This window comes from Microvenator marinus (assembly GCF_007993755.1).
GTDB classification, from domain to species: Bacteria; Myxococcota_A; Bradymonadia; order Bradymonadales; family Bradymonadaceae; genus Allomicrovenator; species Allomicrovenator marinus.
This window is the reverse complement of record NZ_CP042467.1, coordinates 1,919,590-1,938,092: the sequence shown is the minus strand read 5'-3', so window position 1 is coordinate 1,938,092 and position 18,503 is coordinate 1,919,590. Positions and strand designations below refer to the sequence as shown.

At 54.0% G+C, this 18,503-nt stretch carries 16 protein-coding genes; 5 read left to right on the top strand and 11 right to left on the bottom strand.

Annotation, left to right across the window (positions count from 1 at the left end; genetic code table 11):
- The first annotated feature begins 15 nt into the window (after positions 1 to 15).
- Entirely contained in the window at positions 16 to 1,947 is a 1,932-nt protein-coding gene (locus tag FRD01_RS08135; protein ID WP_146958896.1) for a tetratricopeptide repeat protein, read from the top strand.
- Here the strand turns inward: FRD01_RS08135 and FRD01_RS08130 are convergent, their stop codons facing one another.
- The 6 genes from FRD01_RS08130 to FRD01_RS08105 all read right to left on the bottom strand — a co-directional run bounded on the left by FRD01_RS08130 (position 1,948) and on the right by FRD01_RS08105 (position 10,506).
- On the bottom strand, positions 1,948 to 3,501 hold the full coding sequence (locus tag FRD01_RS08130; protein WP_146958895.1) for a hypothetical protein: 1,554 nt from the start codon (positions 3,499 to 3,501) through the stop codon (positions 1,948 to 1,950).
- A 60-nt stretch (positions 3,502 to 3,561) separates the two neighbouring features.
- Positions 3,562 to 5,292, bottom strand: coding sequence for a multiheme c-type cytochrome (locus tag FRD01_RS08125; protein WP_146958894.1), 1,731 nt, complete (start codon positions 5,290 to 5,292; stop codon positions 3,562 to 3,564).
- A complete protein-coding gene (locus FRD01_RS08120) occupies positions 5,289 to 6,035 on the bottom strand; it encodes a hypothetical protein (protein ID WP_146958893.1) in 747 nt (248 codons plus the stop codon). Before FRD01_RS08120 ends, FRD01_RS08125 begins: the two co-directional genes overlap by 4 nt.
- 5 nt (positions 6,036 to 6,040) lie before the next feature.
- Entirely contained in the window at positions 6,041 to 8,776 is a 2,736-nt protein-coding gene (locus FRD01_RS08115) for a valine--tRNA ligase (protein ID WP_146958892.1), read from the bottom strand.
- A gap of 128 nt (positions 8,777 to 8,904) precedes the next feature.
- Positions 8,905 to 9,918 carry a response regulator gene (locus FRD01_RS08110; protein ID WP_146958891.1) on the bottom strand — a complete coding sequence of 338 codons (1,014 nt, stop codon included), beginning with the start codon at positions 9,916 to 9,918 and terminating at the stop codon, positions 8,905 to 8,907.
- A 99-nt stretch (positions 9,919 to 10,017) separates the two neighbouring features.
- The gene (locus FRD01_RS08105; RefSeq protein WP_146958890.1) at positions 10,018 to 10,506 is read right to left on the bottom strand and encodes a hypothetical protein; all 489 of its coding nucleotides are present in this window, start codon (positions 10,504 to 10,506) and stop codon (positions 10,018 to 10,020) included.
- 81 nt (positions 10,507 to 10,587) lie between these two features.
- On the opposite strand from FRD01_RS08105, the gene FRD01_RS08100 reads away from it, so the two are divergent.
- On the top strand, positions 10,588 to 10,962 hold the full coding sequence (locus FRD01_RS08100; protein WP_146958889.1) for a GFA family protein: 375 nt from the start codon (positions 10,588 to 10,590) through the stop codon (positions 10,960 to 10,962).
- Positions 10,963 to 10,970: 8 nt separating this feature from the next.
- Here the strand turns inward: FRD01_RS08100 and FRD01_RS08095 are convergent, their stop codons facing one another.
- The 3 genes from FRD01_RS08095 to FRD01_RS08085 form a co-directional block, all read right to left on the bottom strand.
- On the bottom strand, positions 10,971 to 11,843 hold the full coding sequence (locus FRD01_RS08095) for an ATP-grasp domain-containing protein (protein ID WP_146958888.1): 873 nt from the start codon (positions 11,841 to 11,843) through the stop codon (positions 10,971 to 10,973).
- A gap of 32 nt (positions 11,844 to 11,875) precedes the next feature.
- A complete protein-coding gene (locus FRD01_RS08090) occupies positions 11,876 to 13,024 on the bottom strand; it encodes a serine/threonine protein kinase (RefSeq protein ID WP_146958887.1) in 1,149 nt (382 codons plus the stop codon).
- Between the two features lie 77 nt (positions 13,025 to 13,101).
- Entirely contained in the window at positions 13,102 to 14,799 is a 1,698-nt protein-coding gene (locus tag FRD01_RS08085) for a DNA repair helicase XPB (RefSeq protein WP_146958886.1), read from the bottom strand.
- Between the two features lie 129 nt (positions 14,800 to 14,928).
- Here FRD01_RS08085 and FRD01_RS08080 point away from each other — a divergent pair, with 129 nt between their 5' ends.
- Positions 14,929 to 15,726: a metallophosphoesterase gene (locus FRD01_RS08080; RefSeq protein WP_249756111.1), complete on the top strand. Its 798-nt coding sequence runs from the start codon at positions 14,929 to 14,931 to the stop codon at positions 15,724 to 15,726.
- Here FRD01_RS08080 and FRD01_RS08075 read toward each other — a convergent pair.
- Together FRD01_RS08075 and FRD01_RS08070 are read right to left on the bottom strand one after the other, a co-directional pair.
- The gene (locus FRD01_RS08075; protein WP_146958884.1) at positions 15,719 to 17,155 is read right to left on the bottom strand and encodes a matrixin family metalloprotease; all 1,437 of its coding nucleotides are present in this window, start codon (positions 17,153 to 17,155) and stop codon (positions 15,719 to 15,721) included. The genes FRD01_RS08080 and FRD01_RS08075 overlap by 8 nt on opposite strands.
- Entirely contained in the window at positions 17,152 to 17,742 is a 591-nt protein-coding gene (locus FRD01_RS08070) for a hypothetical protein (RefSeq protein WP_146958883.1), read from the bottom strand. Before FRD01_RS08070 ends, FRD01_RS08075 begins: the two co-directional genes overlap by 4 nt.
- 219 nt (positions 17,743 to 17,961) lie before the next feature.
- Between FRD01_RS08070 and FRD01_RS24265 the strand changes: the two genes are divergently transcribed.
- Positions 17,962 to 18,129 carry a hypothetical protein gene (locus tag FRD01_RS24265; RefSeq protein WP_249756110.1) on the top strand — a complete coding sequence of 56 codons (168 nt, stop codon included), beginning with the start codon at positions 17,962 to 17,964 and terminating at the stop codon, positions 18,127 to 18,129.
- A gap of 30 nt (positions 18,130 to 18,159) precedes the next feature.
- Positions 18,160 to 18,495 (top strand): DUF1844 domain-containing protein, encoded by a 336-nt coding sequence (locus tag FRD01_RS08065; protein WP_146958882.1) that lies wholly within the window; start codon positions 18,160 to 18,162, stop codon positions 18,493 to 18,495.
- Positions 18,496 to 18,503 lie beyond the last annotated feature (8 nt).

Here is an 18,503-nt window from a genome sequence, read left to right as displayed (position 1 = left end):
GACACGAGGGACGATATGAGTATTGCTGAGGGTTGGAACGCTCTGCGAAACAGACAAATTGGTCAGGCGGAGGAGCATTTTCGAGCGAATCTCGAAACCTCACCCGTCGTTGCTCTGGCAGGCCTGATTCGAATTCGCCTCATGACTCAGCGTGCTGATGAAGCGGTACTCTTTGCGCAGAACCTTTTGGAGTTGGATCGTTCGGCCATGAGTCTTGGACTCCTCGGAGAGTCTATTGGCACCATGGGGCGTCGCGGAGAGGCCGAGGGCCTTGTAAATCAAGGGCTCGAGAGTGAGCCCAACAACGGCTGGCTCCTTGCGCTACGCGGAGAACAAAAGATTCGAAGAGCCAAGTGGGAAGATGGGGCCGAGGATATCGTAAAGGCCCTCTCCAACGATGCCACTCGGCCACATGCGTTCACCCACGTCGTGAGCGTGTTCTTCGACCTATGTCGGGCGGTCGCAGCCAAGAAAGTGGAGCCCGAACGAGCCCTTTGGCTTGTCAATCATATCGAGCAATCGTGTCCTCCTTATCCAGAATTGCGATTCTTGCCGATTGTCAGGCGTGCTTTGGCCTCTAAGCAGGGCATACCGGCCAATGAGCGTCCTCTTCCCGTCTTTCCGATGGAAGGAGCTCCCCCAACCAGGCGTGAAGCCGCAGTAGTCACTAGTCAGCCGGCATCGATGCCTGACATGCCAAACAGTGCGGCTTCGAACTCGGTCAGACGTAGTGCCATGCAGACCCACGCGTCTAGCGGCGCACAGCCCCCTCCAATCTTTGGCCGGATGAGTGGGACTAAGGTGCCACCGCTGGCTCGTTTGATGGCCGAAGACCGTAGCGAAAATGAGAAATTGCAAGGTGGTGTGACCCAGCTTGGATTACCCTTGTGGCCTTCCGAATCAACAAAGATCGACACCATCCCAAACCTACGTCCGATGCCGCTAAACAACGATATGAGGCGAATCCGGAACAATCGTGTGGCCGTTACGACGGGCTCTGTTGAGAGCGAAATCTTGGTTAGCCGAGGCGTTGAGATTTTGGCCGAGGTCGCTACGTTTGGAGTCGCCCGATCCCTCTCGTTTGATATGATGGGGATCTCCCAGATCGAAGCGCAATGCCTCGCCGGCGTGCTCCAAGAGCTTCCACCTATCCCCGAAGAATACAATCTCCGTGGCGCTAGTATCTCTACAGATGTGCTGGCGCTTGGTGCATTTTTGGGTGTGGTGTGTGCAAAGCGTATTGGTGCGATCTGGCGACTCGACCACGAGACCGAGCAGAGCTTTGTTGAGGCCGAAGACAAGAAGTTCTTGCCGTTTGCTTTGGCGAGGGAGTGGGTCGAAGCTAAAGATAAGTCGTCTGTTGATCTCTATTCGACGATGTTTGACTTTTTGAGTCAGCATCGAGGCTTCGCCATCAACAAACAGGCGGATTACACGGCTGGACTCAAGGATCTCGCGCTGCGCAATAGGCTCTCAGAGCTTTGGATGATGCACTTTCCGCCCGCCGCTGCTTTTCCACTCGTGGAGATCATTGATTCTATTGACGTCAGGGCTTCCGATGAGCGGCAAATCATCTTCACGATTCCAAGGCGCCACTCGATCGACTTTGGCCAGGAATCCAACACGATTGCCTACGTCCGCTCCACAGGCGACTTTTTGTTGCTTGGGTACAGGCCACATTTTGCGCGCTTCTTGGGGAACACGGGCCTCTCTATCAAGTCGAGTGCCCCAAATTTGCTGCGTCTAATCGAAGGATTCCACTTCCAAACTCGCCTTGGTAATCAAGAACCAGATATAAGGGTCGGGCCTGACTCAGCAACGCTCACACTGCGCGTCCCCGGCTTCCAAGAACCCTTCGTTTTGACGGAGAAGTTTAGTGGTGTCTTACGCTGGCAATTTGTCAGAGGGGATGCGCCTAGTGCCGCCAAATTCGTCAGACCTATCTGATTAGGTCAGACGATGAAGCTTCAGGCCGAAGTCTTTTGAAGGATATTTGAACTCCAAAATATCATCAAAGATCAGGCCGCCAAGGTCGTAGTATCCGGGCGCCACTTCACCTAGATCCACATCTTTGAGGCGCGTCACAAGCCGTTGGGTCAAGCTTTCCGAGTCGGGCAACTCTTCCAAAATTTCGTTCGCTTTTTCTTCGAAAAACTCGCGATAAATCTCGGTCAGGATTTCCGACATCGTCAGCGTGTCCGCCATCGATCGATTGTAGACGATAGGCATCAAGGTGGTTCCGTTGATGCCAAACTTCTCTTGCGTCCAATCGAAGAAACTATCCAGATACGCTTCTAGCCCTGTATCTCCCACCGCTCGGAGCACGAAATAACAGGTCCGGATATGGTTGATGATATAGTTCTTCAACGCATTCTTCGTGACGTGCTTCTCAACCTGCTTGCTAAGGCTTAGGTCAGACTTTTCAACCAAGTACCAGCGATTGGGCGGAATCACGCTCAGAAACGCTTTTGCGGCTTCTGGACGACTGCTCGAGCTCAAGGCCTTCGTCCACTCGTCGATTGCCGCATCTTTGCGGTAGGCGAGATGGAACTTCACGAGACACTTCTGGTCGGCCAGGTGTAAGGCTTCGTTCAGTGCGTTGCGGTCGGAATTCGCCCGGCTCAAACACTCACGGAACTTTCGCTGATCTTCCTCGGGCACCTTGTTTCGGCGCTTGATCCCGAGGCGCAAGATCATGTCTTCGTAGAAGAGGTTGCGATCGTTGGTGATCCTCGTGTTCTCATCCGTATGGAAGAGCTGGAGGAGGAGTCGTGCTTGAGAAAAATGCCCGTCAGCAAACTTCTTCTCAACCAAGGTCAAGAGCTTGCGAGCTTTCTCCTCAAAATCCGTAGATGCGATGAAATAGCCGAGGAGGAGATCGCGGGCGAGCGCTGTCTCACTTATGGTGAGCTGCAGCTCGGAAGGAAGGCGGTCGTTTTCCAACAAGAGTCCGAGGTAGACTCTTCCGGCTTGCAACACATCTTCGGCGTCCACGCGAGGAAGTAGTCCAGACTCTACAGCGTTGCGGTCCATTTCGACCGTATTGTCTCGCTCAGGATCTTCAGCCAGTTGCTCTTTCAACTCGGCGATATCGATTTCTTCGGTGATTCGACTCCACGCCTGATCCGACTGTTCGTCTACTTCCTCTGGGTCGAGAGACGGACCGTCCAAGGTGTCCACTTCCTCAATGCCTTCCGCCTCGATTTCCTCGTCCGAAACTTCCGCCTCTTCGTCTTCCGACGGTGGTGGAGGAGGGCGCTTCGTTGGTGTCTTCTTGTCAACAAGGGGTGACCGAACATCCTGATTCCAGGTGTTTGGCATGGACCCCTTGAGGATGTTCACCACTAAGAGCAGGGTCGGATCGTGGTCCGGACACTCCTCGAGACTCGTCGCGATTGTTGGACGTACCTGTTCGAGAATGTGCTCGAAATAACTTCCTTCGAAGTGCTGGTCGATCACGTCTTCATCGCCTTTGAGAAACTTGAGAAAGCGCTTAAACATGCATTAAGGGGAATCAGGAAAACGCGAGTATATATGCCGAAGCTCCAACTAGGAAGCCTATTATTGGGGGCTGAGTTGATGACCTTCTCCGGTGATTTCTCGGACGTATACATCGTAGTTAAATCGTGGCGAATGTTCCGGAACATGACATTCCATGCAGGTTTCTACACCCGAGCCCTTCTTGATGTACTGAGGGCCGTTTTCTCCAACCGGCTGAAAACGGTGGAAAGAACCCGGTCCATGGCAGTTTTCGCAGCCCACGTTCTCGAGTTCTTTTGTGATTTCCATTTTCATGCTCGGGTCTTTTCCTGTGATTGTAGCGGAGTATTCGAGCTTGCCAAGAACTGAGCCTCCTGGCTTCTCGTAGCCTACAACATGGCAGCCCACACATGAATGGTCGAAGTCTTTGTCGCGGTCCTCAAGCGTCTTGATAGCCTTGGCATGCGCGGTCTTCTGCCAAAAAGTCATCGCATCTGCATGGCACGTGGCGCATTGAGCGCTTCCGATATACTCGGGCTCGCCTTCAGGAACCGGGACGATTTCACGATCTACCGAAAGGTTAAGTTCCTTGAGGCTTCGATTGTAGGCTTTGCGTACTTTTTCCATCTCGCTGTCGATTCGATAACCCGGAAGCATCCCCACCGATTGCCAGAGGAAAGATGGTGAGCCTTCTGGGACATCGATCTTCGCGTTTCGGATCTCGGTCTTTCGTTTCTCCAAATCATTCAGACGATTGCGTAAATTGGCGAGCATCGGAGATTCCTCGCCTGGCGTTGCGGGTGGTAGTCGCTCGATACTCTTCTCCACATGGGCAATTTGGGTGTCGATCGCCTCAAGTTCAGATTTTGAGCCCGAACGCGCATTCGTAAAGCGCCCTTCACCTTTGGGATAGAGCTTCAAGATGCCGACGTAGCGCCCTTGGTCATAGGGCTCGAGCGTGAATGCGTCGCCAACCTGATCCGCCGAATCAGTCTGCCTTGGGTCGTGTCCAACAAGTCCGAAATCGAATTCGGGATATGTCTTGAGCGTATTCTTCACCCACGCCAAGTCCCCGTGGGCTGCCAAAATTAGCGCATCGGCTTTAGGTCGAAGTTCGGCGATGACGCCGCTTAGATCCAGATCTTGTACCTCAATCCCCTCGATTCCTTCGTAGAGCGAAGGTTGAGCGACTGGCACAAAGGCGATCTTTTGGTCGCCGAGCTCGTGGATAAACGCCCCCTCGAGTTGAGTGCCGTCAATCTTCATATTCAAAGCTCTCGGAGCGACCCCAGCTTCTTGGATCTTAGTGGTGTAAAACTCTGTCCCAAGAGCCATGTCCCGAGGCCCAGGGACCGTGAAGAGAGGCTTGAGTCGCTTGAGGCCACTCACGATAACCTCCACACGCGCTTTCTCTTGAGGAATCTGCTCTTCGTCGTACTTCTTGTACTCAAATAGCACGTCTCCACCGTCCACCAGGACGCTCGCTGGCATCAGCTTTTGAGCTTCCTCCACGTAGCGGACGATACGGTCAATGCCACCCAGCATCACGTCCAAAGTGCATCCGCAAGGCTCCGTGTAGCCCTTTAGGCCCGTCATCATGAAGATCGCAGGAGCCTCAGGTCCAACATCCTCAGGTACTATGACTTCCTGTGTCACGGCGCTTGTCGGGTTCTCCTTAGGGCTCGCAACGGACTCTTCCTTGGTCTCTTCATTCGAGGTTTCGGGGGCCTTTTTCTGACACGCAGCGCCCGAAAAACCAATGGCGAGCCCCAGAAGTAGGACACACGAGAAAAATTTATTTAGCTTCGTCATCGACTCAATAGCCTATTGATATTTGCTTTCTCCCAGACCATCGCTTCTTCATAGCGAGGGAAAAGAACCTCGCGTTCGCGAAATTCTGGGGGGTGTAAGACCCTGCGGCCCGACGTGGGTACCGGAGGAAACACGGCGTGTAACAACTCGTGATAGACGACGAATTCCAAGAAAAAGTCCGGAACCCACTTTGCGTCGAGCGCAGGATGAATGCGGATGGTGCGACTCTCAAACTCGTAGCTTCCGAGTCGAATGCTGCGCTTTCCTCGTCCGTCTTTTCCCCACGTGATCCTGACGTCTTGTGGGGCGTCTTCAACGAGCGGCCTGATTCTCTCCAAGATCTCGCTGAGGTCCCAAACATGACCACTAGCCTCAAGGGTCTCTTCCTTGACTTCCCGAATCTCGTTCGAGTTTTCACGGATGTAGAGACGGATGGTGTCTTTGGAGGCTGCATGACCTTTTGAAAGCCCAGCGAGCGCTTGAATCACCTCAGGCGTGGAGCCCAAAAACATATGATGTAAGCGGAGTTCGTGGCGCCCTCGGCGCCCCTTGATCGAGACCATGCGGCGGCGATTGTCCGTGAGGATGAGATCGACACAACCGATCTTCTCTTCGAGGTCCGCGTGAAGGCGTTTTGCCGCATCGCGGTTGATATCTTTGACACCAGATATATCCAGAATGCCCCGAGGTGCCGACTTTCGGTTCAGCCATTCAAATAGGTTATTCTGTGCCTGCTTCATCAACCGTTCTATCCGAGTTTCTCGAGCTCGCTAAGGCTTGACCTCAAGGTCTCAAGCTCTGCCTCAAGCCCGGCGAGTTTATCACGTTCCTTCGTGATAATCGCCTCGGGCGCCTTGGCGACGAACTTTTCATTGTTGAGCTTCTTATTCACAAACGCGATATCGTCGTTAACGCGGCTGATTTCCTTATTCAATCGAGCGAGTTCTTCGCTCAGGTCGATCAAGCCCTTGAGCTCAATTCTAAGCTCCACGCCCTCGACGACTGCAGTCGCAACACCTTCGAGCTTCTTAGCGTCATCTGCACTCAGGAACTGCAAGTCCTCAACACGTGCGAGACGTTGCAAGTAGGGAAGGCTCTTTTGAAGCCGTTGTTTCGCCTTGTCTGGCCCGGTCACATAGAGCGTTGGGATAGGCGTGGACGGCTTGATCCGAGTTTCTCCTCGAATCGTACGGATTTGCGAGATCACGGCGGCGATCAATTCAGCTGCAGCGGCATCTTCCGCGAAATCGAATGATTGCGCTTCGGGCCACGATGCGACCATCAGGCTCTCGTCAGATGTATGTCGAGGTAATGCCTGCCAAATATCTTCGGTGATGAAAGGTGCGATCGGGTGGAGCAGGCGCAACGTCGTGTCCAAAACATGGACCAGGGTTGCCTGAGCAGCACGTCGTTCTTTGGGATGGTTCTCACCGTAAAGAACGGGTTTGGTGAACTCGATGTACCAATCACAGAAGGTATGCCAAACGAAATGATACAAAATATGTGCGTATTCGTTGAACTTATAGCCTTCAAGCGCCGAAGTGCATTGCGTGACGGTCTCGTTGAGTCGTTGAAGCACCCAACGGTCCACCGTCGAAAGCTCCAAATCTGTGATCAGACCTTGGTGAGGCTCAAATCCCTCGAGGTTCATCAGGGCAAATCGAGACGCATTCCACAACTTGTTCAGGAATGCGCGGTATCCTTCAACGCGTGAGATATCGAGCTTAATGTCGCGGCCTTGCGCAGCGTACATGGTGAGCGTCAAGCGCAACGCGTCTGCACCTTGCGGGCCTACGCCTTCAGGATATTGCCGAATCAACTCGCGGTGCAGCTCTTGGTCCAGGTCATCGATGTTTGCCCCGTAAATCAGGTGCAGAGGATCGATGATATTCCCCTTGGTCTTGGACATCTTATTGCCTTCCGCATCGCGCACCATGGCGTGCAAGAAGACCTCTTCAAACGGAGTCTCGTCCATGAACCAGCAGCCCATCATGAGCATTCGAGCGACCCAGAAGAACAAGATATCAAAACCCGTCTCTAGGCATTGAGTCGGGTAGAACTTTTCCAGATCGGGTGTTTGGTCCGGCCATCCAAGAGTGGAGAACGGCCAGAGGCCGCTTGAGAACCAGGTGTCCAACACGTCTTCATCTTGCTTGATTTTGTTGGAGCCACACGACGAACACTCGGTCGCATCTTCTCTAGACACCGTGGTCGCGTCACAATCTGCGCAATACCACGCTGGGATTCGGTGACCCCACCAAAGTTGGCGGCTGATACACCAGGGGCGGATATTGTACATGAAGTGGTCGTAAGTCTTCTTCCACACCTCTGGAATGATCTTGGTTCGGCCCGACTCCACGGCCTCAATCGCCTTGTCGGCGAGTGGCTTGGAGTTAACCCACCATTGGAGCATTGGAAGAGGCTCTACGATAACGCCACTTCGTTGCGAGCGACCCGGCGCAAATCGAGTGGGTTCAATCTTTTCTAGCAAACCCGCAGCCTCGAAATCCTTGATGACCTTCTTTCGAGCGGCATATCGGTCGAGCCCAACGTAATCCTCAGGACAATCCTTGGTCATCTTCGCGTCAAATCCAATGACCTGAATACGTTCGAGGTCATGCCTGACGCCGCAATCAAAGTCATTAGGATCGTGCGCAGGCGTGATCTTGACTGCGCCTGTTCCTTTAGTCGGATCCGGCAAGATTTCATCAGCAACGATCGGGATCTCGCGTCCAACGATTGGAAGCTTGACCATCTTGCCGATCATATCCTTGTAGCGCTCGTCATCTGGATGAACCGCAACCGCCGTATCGCCGAGCATAGTCTCCGGACGCGTTGTTCCCACAACGATATGTCCGGAACCATCTGCAAGCGGGTAGCGCAGGTACCAGAAGTGGCCATCTTCTTCTTCGCGGTCGACCTCAAGGTCAGAGAGCACCGTTTGAGTCTCAGGGTCCCAATCCACCATGCGAACTTCGCGGTAGATCAAACCTTGTTCGTAGAGCTTTACGAACGCTTCTCTAACAGCGCGCGAAAGGCCTTCGTCCATGGTGAAGCGCTCGCGCTCCCAATCGCATGACGCGCCCATTCGCTTCATTTGGCCGATGATTGTCCCGCCTTTCTCTTCCTTCCATTGCCACACGCGCTTGATGAACTCCTCGCGTCCAAGCTCGTGGCGATCGGTGCCCTCTTGAGCAATCTGACGTTCCACCATGACCTGGGTAGCGATGCCGGCGTGGTCGACGCCCGGGAGCCAAAGTGCCTCAAAGCCGTCCATGCGTTTCCAACGAATCAAGATGTCTTGAAGCGTGACGAAGAGGGCGTGCCCCATATGCAAAGAGCCCGTGACGTTGGGCGGCGGAATCATGATGGTATACGGGGGCTTCGAGCTATCTGCGCTCGCCTTAAAAAAGCCCTTTTCCTGCCAGAAGTCGTACCAGCGTGATTCAACTTCGAGGGGTTCGTATGTTTCGTCGATCTTCATTTCTATCCTTTATCCATCGATACTTTCTCGGCCCGAGGGCGATGTAGCATTCTTGTTTTTACCAATTCAATGCAACAAAAAAACCCGCTCAGTGGCGGGTTCGCGTTTGCTGGGATTGGACAGAGTTCTTACTCTTCGGCCAACAAACGCTCGAGTTCTACGCGGACTTGTTCACGAATCTGGCTTTCCATTCGCGACGAGATGAGTTGTTCCACACGTTGTTCGGTGTGCTCAACCAATTTCGGAAGAACTTTCTGTTGGAAGGTCTCGCCCATGACGTTGCGAAGCAGCGCAGGCAGCTCTGACTTCACTGCGTTCTTGACCTCTTCACGGATCATTTTTTCAATCTCAGCCTTCGAGAGGCCGACATTGATATTGCCCGAGCCCTGGGTCGTAGGTGCGGCCGTGGGCTGACGCGTGGATGCATTCACATCTGGCGTTGAAATACGTGGTTGAGAGCCAGCGCTGGCTGGGGCCGGTGTGGGTGCAGCTGGTGTAGGTGCGACCGGCGGCGGCGTCGGGCTTGAAGGGAAGGCCGGAGCGGGTTGCGGCGGCGGCGTGTATGACGGCGCGGCTACGGGCTCTGGTTCTTCGAAGCTCGAAGGCAGCGGCGTGTGGCTTGTTGGCTGAGCTGGTGGCGGTGTAGGCGTTCCACCCATAGGGGTAGGCGCGTAGCGCGGAGGCTCAGGCTGTGCGGCACCATACGCGGGTGGCGTGGAGTGCGTGGGTTGTGTCGGAGCGTTTTGAGCCGCCTGAATCGGAGGCGGAGGCGCACCGGCACCCGAGCGCACAGCTTCAATGGCGCTAATGAGTGTGTCGGTCTTGAATGGCTTCATCACCACTCCGTCAGCACCACTCTGCCGAGCCATCGACTCGTCGAACTGCTTGTACGACCCGCCCAACATAACCACGGGAATCCCGCTCGTACTTGGGTTAGCCTTTAGCGCTCGACACACATCGTAGCCGCTACCATCAGGCATATAATAGTCGAGGAGAATCACCGATGGTGATTGTCTCGCGGCATCCATTGCGTCTTGGGCGCTGGCGACGCCGATGACCTGATAGTCCGAACCCTTAAGGGCCATCTCAACAATCTTGCGTATTGTCTGGCTGTCGTCGGCGACGAGTACCGTCTGAGACATGCAAACTCCTTCAACCTAAAGTGCACAACGCTAGGGAATATGCGTAAACTCGTTCATCAGCCGGGATAACACGGCATTTCTGGAGGGTCAAGTTTACCGTCACTCTTTAGAGCCTGCGGAAAGGCGCTCTAGTTCAGGCTCTGAGTACCCGAGAATGATGTGGGTAGGGCCAGTCTTCCCATCGTCCCAGTTCGCAAGAAAGTTGTATTTTTTCGCCTCGATACGCACAATTCCTCGGCGGAAAAGCTCTTTGTCGATGCCCTCGATTCTCTCCCAGGCACGAGCGCGTACACCCGATTGAGAAAGTGTTTTTCGTTTCACCTCAAGCGTAAAGACCGCGTCGCCAATTCGAGGATTGAAGCCGACTCGAAACGAAAAGTTCTGGGGATGATTCGGCGTATGGCATCCACGAAAATACGTCCCACCACGGAACCTGCCGCCATCGAGCTCTATCAGCCGTTTACACATCCCTTTCATCACCTCCAACGCTTCCTCTTTCGGCTGCCCGAGGTACAACCCTTCAAGGCCCTCGAGTTTCCCCGGGTCTAGGGTAAAGACCTCAGGGAAGTCCTTCAGCGACTCGGCCATCTCAGCTTGACTAGGGCCCTTTGGTTGTGGTCCCTCACAACCCGAAAGAAAGAGGGCAGAACCTAAAAAGAGGAGCAGGAGATGTCTGAAGTTTACCGTGGTGGCTGTCATTGTGGCGCCGTCCGATTCGAAGTTGTGTGGCCAGAAGATATTGACCCGATCCATTGCAATTGTTCGATTTGCTCTAAGAAAGGGTTTCTTCACCTCATCGTCCCCGAATCAAATTTCAAATTGCTTCAGGGGGCTCTAGATTTAGTCGAGTATCGTTTCAATACCGGAGTTGCAATCCATAAGTTCTGTCGGGTCTGTGGAATTCATTCCTTTTACACGCCGCGTTCACACCCCGATTGTGTGGACGTCAACGTCAATGCCTTGGATGAAGGTCATGGCCGAGAGTTTCAGGTCGTCGAGTTCGATGGCAAGAATTGGGAAAAGAATATCGACGAGATTCGATAGGAAGGTCCCTAGACCAACTCCTCGGCGAGCTTGATGATATCCTTGGCGATATCGAGGCCGGTCGCGGTCTCGATGCCTTGCAGGCCTGGTGAGGCGTTGACCTCGAGAACCAGCGGACCTCGGTGGCTCAAAAGAATGTCTACGCCAGCAATACTGAGTCCAAGGGCATGGGTGGCCTTGAGGGCGAGCTCAGCAAGTTCGTCACTCAATTCCACAACCTCTCCAGTACCGCCAAGGTGCAAATTCGCCCGAAACTCGCCTTCCGCCGCCTGCCTCTGCATGGCGCCAACCGCACGATCACCCACGACGAACACCCGGATATCACTTCCTGACGATTCTTTGATGAACTCTTGAATCAATGCTTCTGACTGAAATCCCCAAATCGTTTCCAAGACGGAAAGTGCTGAATTGGTGCTCTCAGCCACGACGACCCCACTACCATGAGTCCCGCGCGTCACTTTGATAACCACTGGCGCGCCACCCACATCTTCGATCAGTTGGGCGATGGCCGATGGGTCGCGACAAATCGCGCTCCGTGGCGTGTTGATGCCGTGCACCGCCAAGACCTGCTGCGCGGCGAGTTTATCCTTGGAGAGGTAGATAGCCTGCGAAGTGTTGAGGGGTGCTGTGCCACAGAGTTCGAACTGCCTCAACACGTGAAGAGACGTCTCCATGCTGGAGCTTCCAACTCGAGGTATCACGGCATCAAACCCTTCGAGCTTGAGTCCGTCGACGCTTAGCTCCAACCCTTCCGGCAAAATCTTGATGCTCGCTCGCGTCGGGTCAATGACACGCACGTCGTGTTTTCGTTTGCGACCGGTTTCAGCGATTCGGCGCGTGCTATAAAGCGTGCGGCCGCGGGATAAAACGGCAATTTTCACGTTCGGGCCTACAATCCAAAGGGAACAAGATTCTAAGCGATCAAGAGCAGAATCGCGGTTGTAAGCGTCATTCCGAGGAAAAACAAGAGAATGCCAATCGCAATGTCGATGGGCGTAGGCGCCCAGCTCGACTCCTTGATTTCAGGCGCGCGAGTATTCGGTGGCGCTGTCTTGGTCACCATATTGGGTGGTGGCAGCTGGTTTGAAGGCGACGATTGTGGCGATCCAAAGGCCGGTGGTGTGGTCTTTCGGATCTGTCGAGGAGGCAGGTCGAGTGCGAGGGTTTCAAACTCACGCACAAGTCTGAGTCCTTCTTTTGCCTCTCGGGCGCTTTGAAAACGATTTTGCGGATTCTTATCCAGAACCTTCTGGAGCCAAAGTTGCCATTGCACAGGGCAATCGCTCACGCGAATTGGCGACCCATCAAGCAGGTGTTGCATGACTTCGGAGTGATTACCCCCGAGCCTTCCTACTCCTGTGAGCCATTCAGACGTTACAAGTCCGAGAGCAAATAAGTCGGATGAGGGCCCCATTGGATCGCCCACAGCTTGCTCAGGCGCAGCGTATCTCGGGGTTCCCATGAATCCACCGGCTCGCGTTTGCACCATCGTGACGCCACTATCGTCCTGCTTAAAACTCTCCTGACCCTTGGCAATTCCAAAGTCAAGCAGCTTGGCTACCTCGGGCGGGCCTGGCATCACCATGATATTTTCTGGCTTGATGTCTCGGTGCAACACGCCCTGATCATGTGCGGCCTGAAGGGCATCCAAGACTTGTTCGATCAATGGGATCGCTCGAATCGGATCGATGGGTCCGTGACTCTGTAGAATCTGGTCGATGGCCTTTCCATCGAGGTATTCCATCGCCACAAAATAGCCGTAAGGACTCTCGAAAAAACCGAAAACTTGCACGATATTCGGATGGTTGATCCTCTCCAGAATCTCCGCCTCAAATCGTAGTCTGGCGAGTGCCCCAGGGTCGTTGTTCCCCGCATCATGCCTGAGGATCTTGATGGCAACCGGTTTTTCGTCTTCAACTTCGTTGGCGTACCAAACGTCACCGTATCCACCCGATGCGAGGTTTCGCACGAGCTTCCATCGGTTCTCCAATACCACGCCCGCACCTGCTATTTTAAGCGGCTCATCGAGTCTTTCATTGGTTGGCGTAGCGTCTACGGACATAAGTTGCCGAGAGTTGAGGCACTAGAATTGTGCCCTTTTGGAAGGGGAACTTCAAGCAATACCGCTCGGAAGTTGACTCAGGAGTCAAGTTCCACGGTCTCGATCTTGTAGCGATACCCTTGCTCGGTCAGAAAGAGTTGTCGCTTATTCGAGAAATCCTGCTCTGAGGAGTCGCGCGTGACAATCGTGTAGAACGAAGCCGTATTCGCATTCTTCTTGGGTCGAAGCACACGCCCGAGACGCTGCGCTTCCTCTTGGCGAGAGCCAAAGGTACCGCTGACCTGAATCGCAACGTTGGCGTCCGGCAAATCGACCGCGAAGTTCGCGACCTTACTCACCACCAGCACGGGTTCCTCGCCCTTTCTGAACTTCTCGTAGAGAATGTCGCGCTGCGCCTGCGGCGTTTGACCCGTAATCACGGGGGCACCGGTCATCTCAGCGATCTCATGGAGTTGATCCAGGTATTGCCCGATGATCAGCACTTGATCTTTTTCATGCTCTTTTAGCAGGCGATTAACGACCTGATTCTTTCCGGGATTACAAGCGGCGATCCGGTACTTATCTCTGGACTCGGCGATAGCGTAGTCGAGGCGAAGGTCGTCATCTGGAAACGGTACGCGGATCTCGGTACACGTCGCAGAAGCGATGTATCCGCGCTTCTCCAGAACACGCCACGGAACGTCGTACTTCTTCGGGCCAATAAGGCTGAAGACCTCCTCTTCTTTGCCGTCTTCGCGGACGAGCGTTGCCGTTAGTCCAAGCCGCCTTCGGCTCTGAAGATTTGCAACGGCCCTAAAGACGGGTGCGGGCAGGAGGTGAACCTCGTCGTAAATAATCAAGCCCCAATCAGCTTCGTTGAAGAGATGGAAGTGCTTAAAAGGTTCGTCCTTTGACGGTCGATAAGTCAGCATCTGGTAAGTGGTGATCGTGACCGGCTTAACCTCTTTCTTGTCCCCGCTGTACTCACCCACGTCCTCAGGGTCGAGGTCGGATTTGTCCAGAATCTCGTCACGCCATTGCCTCAACGCCGTCACGTTGGTGGTGAGCACGAGCGTATGGGCTTTAACCGAAGCCATTGCTCCGATACCCACAACCGTCTTTCCGGCTCCGCAAGGGAGCACGATGGTGCCGCTTCCTCCACGCTCGCTGCCTCCTGCCCAGAATGCGCCAACCGCTTCGTTTTGGTAGTCGCGCAGGCCGAATGCTTCCCCCTCGAGTGAAGTCTCTCGAAGGTCCACATCCATCGGAGTGCCGGGCGTATAACCGGCCAAATCCTCTACCGGGAACCCGACTCGAATCAGGGCGCTCTTGATTAACCCACGTTCCTCGCCCTTAACCTTGAGGCGTCGCTCCTCGAGCTTTCCCGCCGCAGGTGGGTCCACGAGGTGAGGGATGACCGACTTCTGACGAGAAATCTCGATTAAGAGAGCTTCGTCTTCCGAAATCAAGAAGAGCTCGTCGCCTTCCTTGATGAGTTTCAGGCGCCCGTAGCGGGCCATGAAGTCCTCAACGTCCGAATTTAGGTTCGCTGGAACTTCGTACTTGCTCAGATTGAGAAGAGTCTCTTTGACCTCCTCAGGGGTCGCGCCAAGCGCGGCCGCATTCCAAAGGGATAGCGGTGTCACACGGTACGTGTGGATATGTTCCGGGGACTTCACAATCTCGGCAAAGAGCGAGAGAGCATCTCTCGCCTCTTCAAACCTGGGACTCGCAGTCTCCAAGAGAATTGTTCGGTCCGATTGGACAATAAGTGGATTTTCAGGGTGAAATGACATCAATAGCCTTGCCAATAGGGGGCGCGGACGTTTTTTCAGAAATCCGCCGATCAATCAACCGTGAATACCAAGGTGTTCACAGCCGGGCGAGTGCAACGTATGTTAAGTCGACTTGATTCCCGAGATTTCATGATCAACCCGCTAAAGACCCTCGAAATTAATCGCTTCAAACTGCGCCATCCCCGTATTTCATCGGACTTGGAGGGGGCGCTTGTTGCGCAAGTGACAGACGTACATATGGGCCGATGGGTCAAAGCTCAACATATGCGGCAGGTCGTATCCTACGTGAATGCTCAGAAGCCTGATGTTGTGGCGCTGACGGGCGATTATGTTGGCTATTCTAAACTGGATTTAGACCCATGTGTTGCCGAGTTTAGGGCGTTCGACTCCCCCGCATTTGCCGTGCTCGGCAATCATGATCATTGGACGAGCACCGAGCTCGCGAGGCAGGCGTTTCAAAAGTACGAGGTACCGCTCCTGACCAACGAGAACCTGGTTCTGAACCTGCGAGGTGTCGATATCAGTCTTGTTGGCGTTGACGATCTCGTTACCAAACACGCGGACGTCCCAAAGGCTTTTGACGGTGTGGATCCTGAACAATTTTGCCTCACGCTCAATCATGTCCCCGCGGCATCGTGGGATTGTGCCGACCACGGCGCTCATCTGATTCTCAGCGGCCACACTCACGGATTCCAGTTCAATATCCCGCGGCTGACCAACGCGCTGGCGGAGAGAATGGGCACCAAGCTCTTTGCCGGCCCATATATCTTGGAGAACGCCGTACTTTACATCAGCCGAGGGTTGGGAAGCGCAAGCTGGCCGTGGCGCATCAGAGCGAAGCCCGAGCTCACGTTCTTTGAACTCTCGTATGGACCACACCCCGAACTTGAATTGATCTCGTCGGCGAACGAGTCGGTCGTCAGATAAGAGAACGGCGACGTCGCAAGAGGAAGCCCAAAGCCAAGAGGAACAAGGGCAGATTCGCCTGACCAGCTGCGCTGGTGCAACCATCGCTCTTAGATTGCTTCTCCAGAATCACCACAACAGGGTCGTCCGTCTGAGAGTTGCCGTTACTATTATTCGGCTCATCTACATTGTTTCCGGGATCGGTGGGATCCGTAGGATCTGTCGTGGTATCGCCCGTATTCGTCTCGCCCGTTGTGTTGTTGCTATTGTTAGGGTTCGGGTTGTTGTTATTGTTCTCTGGAAGATCTGGATAGCAGCGTGAGTCACGGCAAACCTGTCCGCTTGGGCATTCAATATCGGCACATGGGCCTTCGCATTTACCAAGCACACACGAGTCTCCCGCGTTACACTGAGAATCTGAGGTGCACTCTGATTCTTCGATACACACGTAGCCGTCCGGGCAAATACCTGCGGTATCGGCGTTAGCGTTGAGGCAGACGTAGTTGCCTTGCACGTCGTAGCACTCGGAGTCGCCAGGGCAGAGACCGCCTTGTTGGCAGAAGACCACGCAGCGTCCGCTTTGGGTACAAACAGCGTTGGCGCCACAGTCGTTGTTGCTTTCACACTCTTTGCAGACGGTGCAATTGGCTTCGCATTCGCCGTCAGGTTTACAGACGAATCCAGCACCACAGGCCGCATCGCTTGTGCACGGAGGAACTTCGCATCGGCCGTTCGACGTGTTGCACTCAAGTCCGGTTTGGCAATTCGCATCAGATGTACATGGCACGTTTCGGCACAAACCGTTCTGGCAAATATCGCCTTCCGCACAATCGTTGCTCGTCACACACGTACAAGGCTTGTTGTAGAGCGCACATACGCCGTTGGTATCGTCTTGGTGCAATGTTCGGGCGCCGCTGCCTCCGATGTACGAGGCGTACATCGTGGCCTCAAAAACCGAGGAGTGTGCAAGGCCGAGCATGTGGCCGATTTCGTGGGTGGCGATGCTTTGCAAGTCCGTACCGCCGCCATTGGTAGTGAATTGGAAGCCCACGCCGTTAAAAAGAATCGGCGCCTCGGCGATGGTGCAATCATTCCAAACCGAAGTCAGGGTCACGCCAATAGTCACATTGGCGCTTCCGAATCTAGGGTCCCACTGGTTTTCTTCCCAGCTCAACACAATGCGCTGATTGTTGTTCACGGCTGTGAGTTGGGTAGGCCCGCCATACTGAGCTCGGAACCGTGAGCAGCAGGGCGCTTCCCACGCGACGTACGAGTCCTCAATGAGGTTCTCTAGCGTAGAGAATGGCATGTTATCCGAGCCCACCTGATTGATGTAGTAGGTGATCGGAAGGTTGGTCCATGTGGGGCCGCAAGTGTAGAGGAACGTGTACGCGGACGCCCCAGACGGGATGAAAAGGGCCAACAAAAGGGTCAGGAGAATCCGTTTCATTTCGCCTCCTTCTTTGCTTTTGCGACGGTCTCAATCTGCGAAAGGAGCGTGTCCAATTTCACGACCTCAGAAGGAAGGTGTTCGATCTTGGTGGGCCCACCGCCATCTCTCAGGAACGAGATGTCGTCGAGCTCTCTCGTGGCGGTTGCGCCACCATCACCACGACTGATCTGATATTTGGACTGGCCGAGCGCGGTGAGGAAAAGTCCAGGCTCCATATCGGCCTTGCGTAAAAAGAGGACGGCCTCTTCACCGACCTCGAATCGAGCATCGCCGGGAACTTTGGATTGTTTGAGTTCGGTCTCGCCGCCCCATTGCTGGAACGTCAGGGTCTTGGCTTCCTCACCGAGCAGGGTCCTCGACGGGACTACCGTTACATTCGTGACGAGGTCCCCGTTCTTATCCGTGCTGAATTCTTTCTTCTGCACTTTAGCGACCACCACCACGTCCGAGGCTTCGACCAAATCGGCGACCCCCAGATACTTCATGACGGTGGCGGAAAGATTGGGGGCGACCAACATGAATAGGCTCAGAAGGGCGGCGACAAACAAGGTCTTACGCCTTATGAACTTCAAACTTCCTTTCATCTCAACTCCTAAGCGACTCAGCTTCTCTTTTAGGCAAATGCGACGACCAACATAGTGATTTCCGGGTTTTTCTCAAGCTAAGACACCCGTGTTAGTATCTGCACAGGATTCAAAAGCGCGCTCAGAGGTGCAAAAATTGAACCACGGCGAGAATATGCGCACTTGCTCTTGTGCCTTTCGTTATTATATTAGCGGGGTCGTTTTCTTACGGAGATAAAGATGGAAGAGCACAAATTTGATATTCGTACCCTCGAGCGAAAACTCGATCAAAACCTGATCACGAAAGAAGAGTACGATAAGTACTTGAAGAGCCTTGAGGATGCGGAAGACCAGTCGACCAAGATCGAAGCGAAATTCGAGAAGGGCGTCTACAATAAAGCGAAGTAAGTCACGTTGATGGCTTCTTAAGGAGGAGAGATGGCGGAAGAATCCGATAAGCGAAAGGTATCTGCAGAGCCCCAGACGCTTGGAGATAATGCAGGAGTCTACATTCCGACCCAGGAGCCATCGAACCCGAAACTCGCCTTTGGCGATTTCGTCATGAGCCTCGGAACCAGCGCTTACGTTAGCCTGGGCAAGATTCAGGACCCTGCTTTTGGGCAGATGGAGCCGGATATCGATGCGGCGAGCCAAATCGTAGAGATCTTGGAAATGTTGGGTGAAAAGACGAAAGGAAACCTCGACAAGGAAGAAGAAAAGCTTCTTGGAGGTTTATTGTATGAATTACGCATCGCCATCGTTGAGTCGAGGTGAAGAAATTT

Coding starts and splice junctions, on each gene's coding strand:
- FRD01_RS08115 (WP_146958892.1), bottom strand. CDS start 8,776: ATGAAGATCGACGAAACATACGAACCCCTCGAAGTTGAATCACGCTGG.
- FRD01_RS08075 (WP_146958884.1), bottom strand. CDS start 17,155: ATGAAACGGATTCTCCTGACCCTTTTGTTGGCCCTTTTCATCCCGTCT.
- FRD01_RS08070 (WP_146958883.1), bottom strand. CDS start 17,742: ATGAAAGGAAGTTTGAAGTTCATAAGGCGTAAGACCTTGTTTGTCGCC.
- FRD01_RS08125 (WP_146958894.1), bottom strand. CDS start 5,292: ATGACGAAGCTAAATAAATTTTTCTCGTGTGTCCTACTTCTGGGGCTC.
- FRD01_RS08065 (WP_146958882.1), top strand. CDS start 18,160: ATGGCGGAAGAATCCGATAAGCGAAAGGTATCTGCAGAGCCCCAGACG.
- FRD01_RS08090 (WP_146958887.1), bottom strand. CDS start 13,024: ATGTCCGTAGACGCTACGCCAACCAATGAAAGACTCGATGAGCCGCTT.
- FRD01_RS24265 (WP_249756110.1), top strand. CDS start 17,962: ATGGAAGAGCACAAATTTGATATTCGTACCCTCGAGCGAAAACTCGAT.
- FRD01_RS08100 (WP_146958889.1), top strand. CDS start 10,588: ATGTCTGAAGTTTACCGTGGTGGCTGTCATTGTGGCGCCGTCCGATTC.
- FRD01_RS08105 (WP_146958890.1), bottom strand. CDS start 10,506: ATGGCCGAGTCGCTGAAGGACTTCCCTGAGGTCTTTACCCTAGACCCG.
- FRD01_RS08130 (WP_146958895.1), bottom strand. CDS start 3,501: ATGTTTAAGCGCTTTCTCAAGTTTCTCAAAGGCGATGAAGACGTGATC.
- FRD01_RS08110 (WP_146958891.1), bottom strand. CDS start 9,918: ATGTCTCAGACGGTACTCGTCGCCGACGACAGCCAGACAATACGCAAG.
- FRD01_RS08080 (WP_249756111.1), top strand. CDS start 14,929: ATGATCAACCCGCTAAAGACCCTCGAAATTAATCGCTTCAAACTGCGC.
- FRD01_RS08085 (WP_146958886.1), bottom strand. CDS start 14,799: ATGTCATTTCACCCTGAAAATCCACTTATTGTCCAATCGGACCGAACA.
- FRD01_RS08135 (WP_146958896.1), top strand. CDS start 16: ATGAGTATTGCTGAGGGTTGGAACGCTCTGCGAAACAGACAAATTGGT.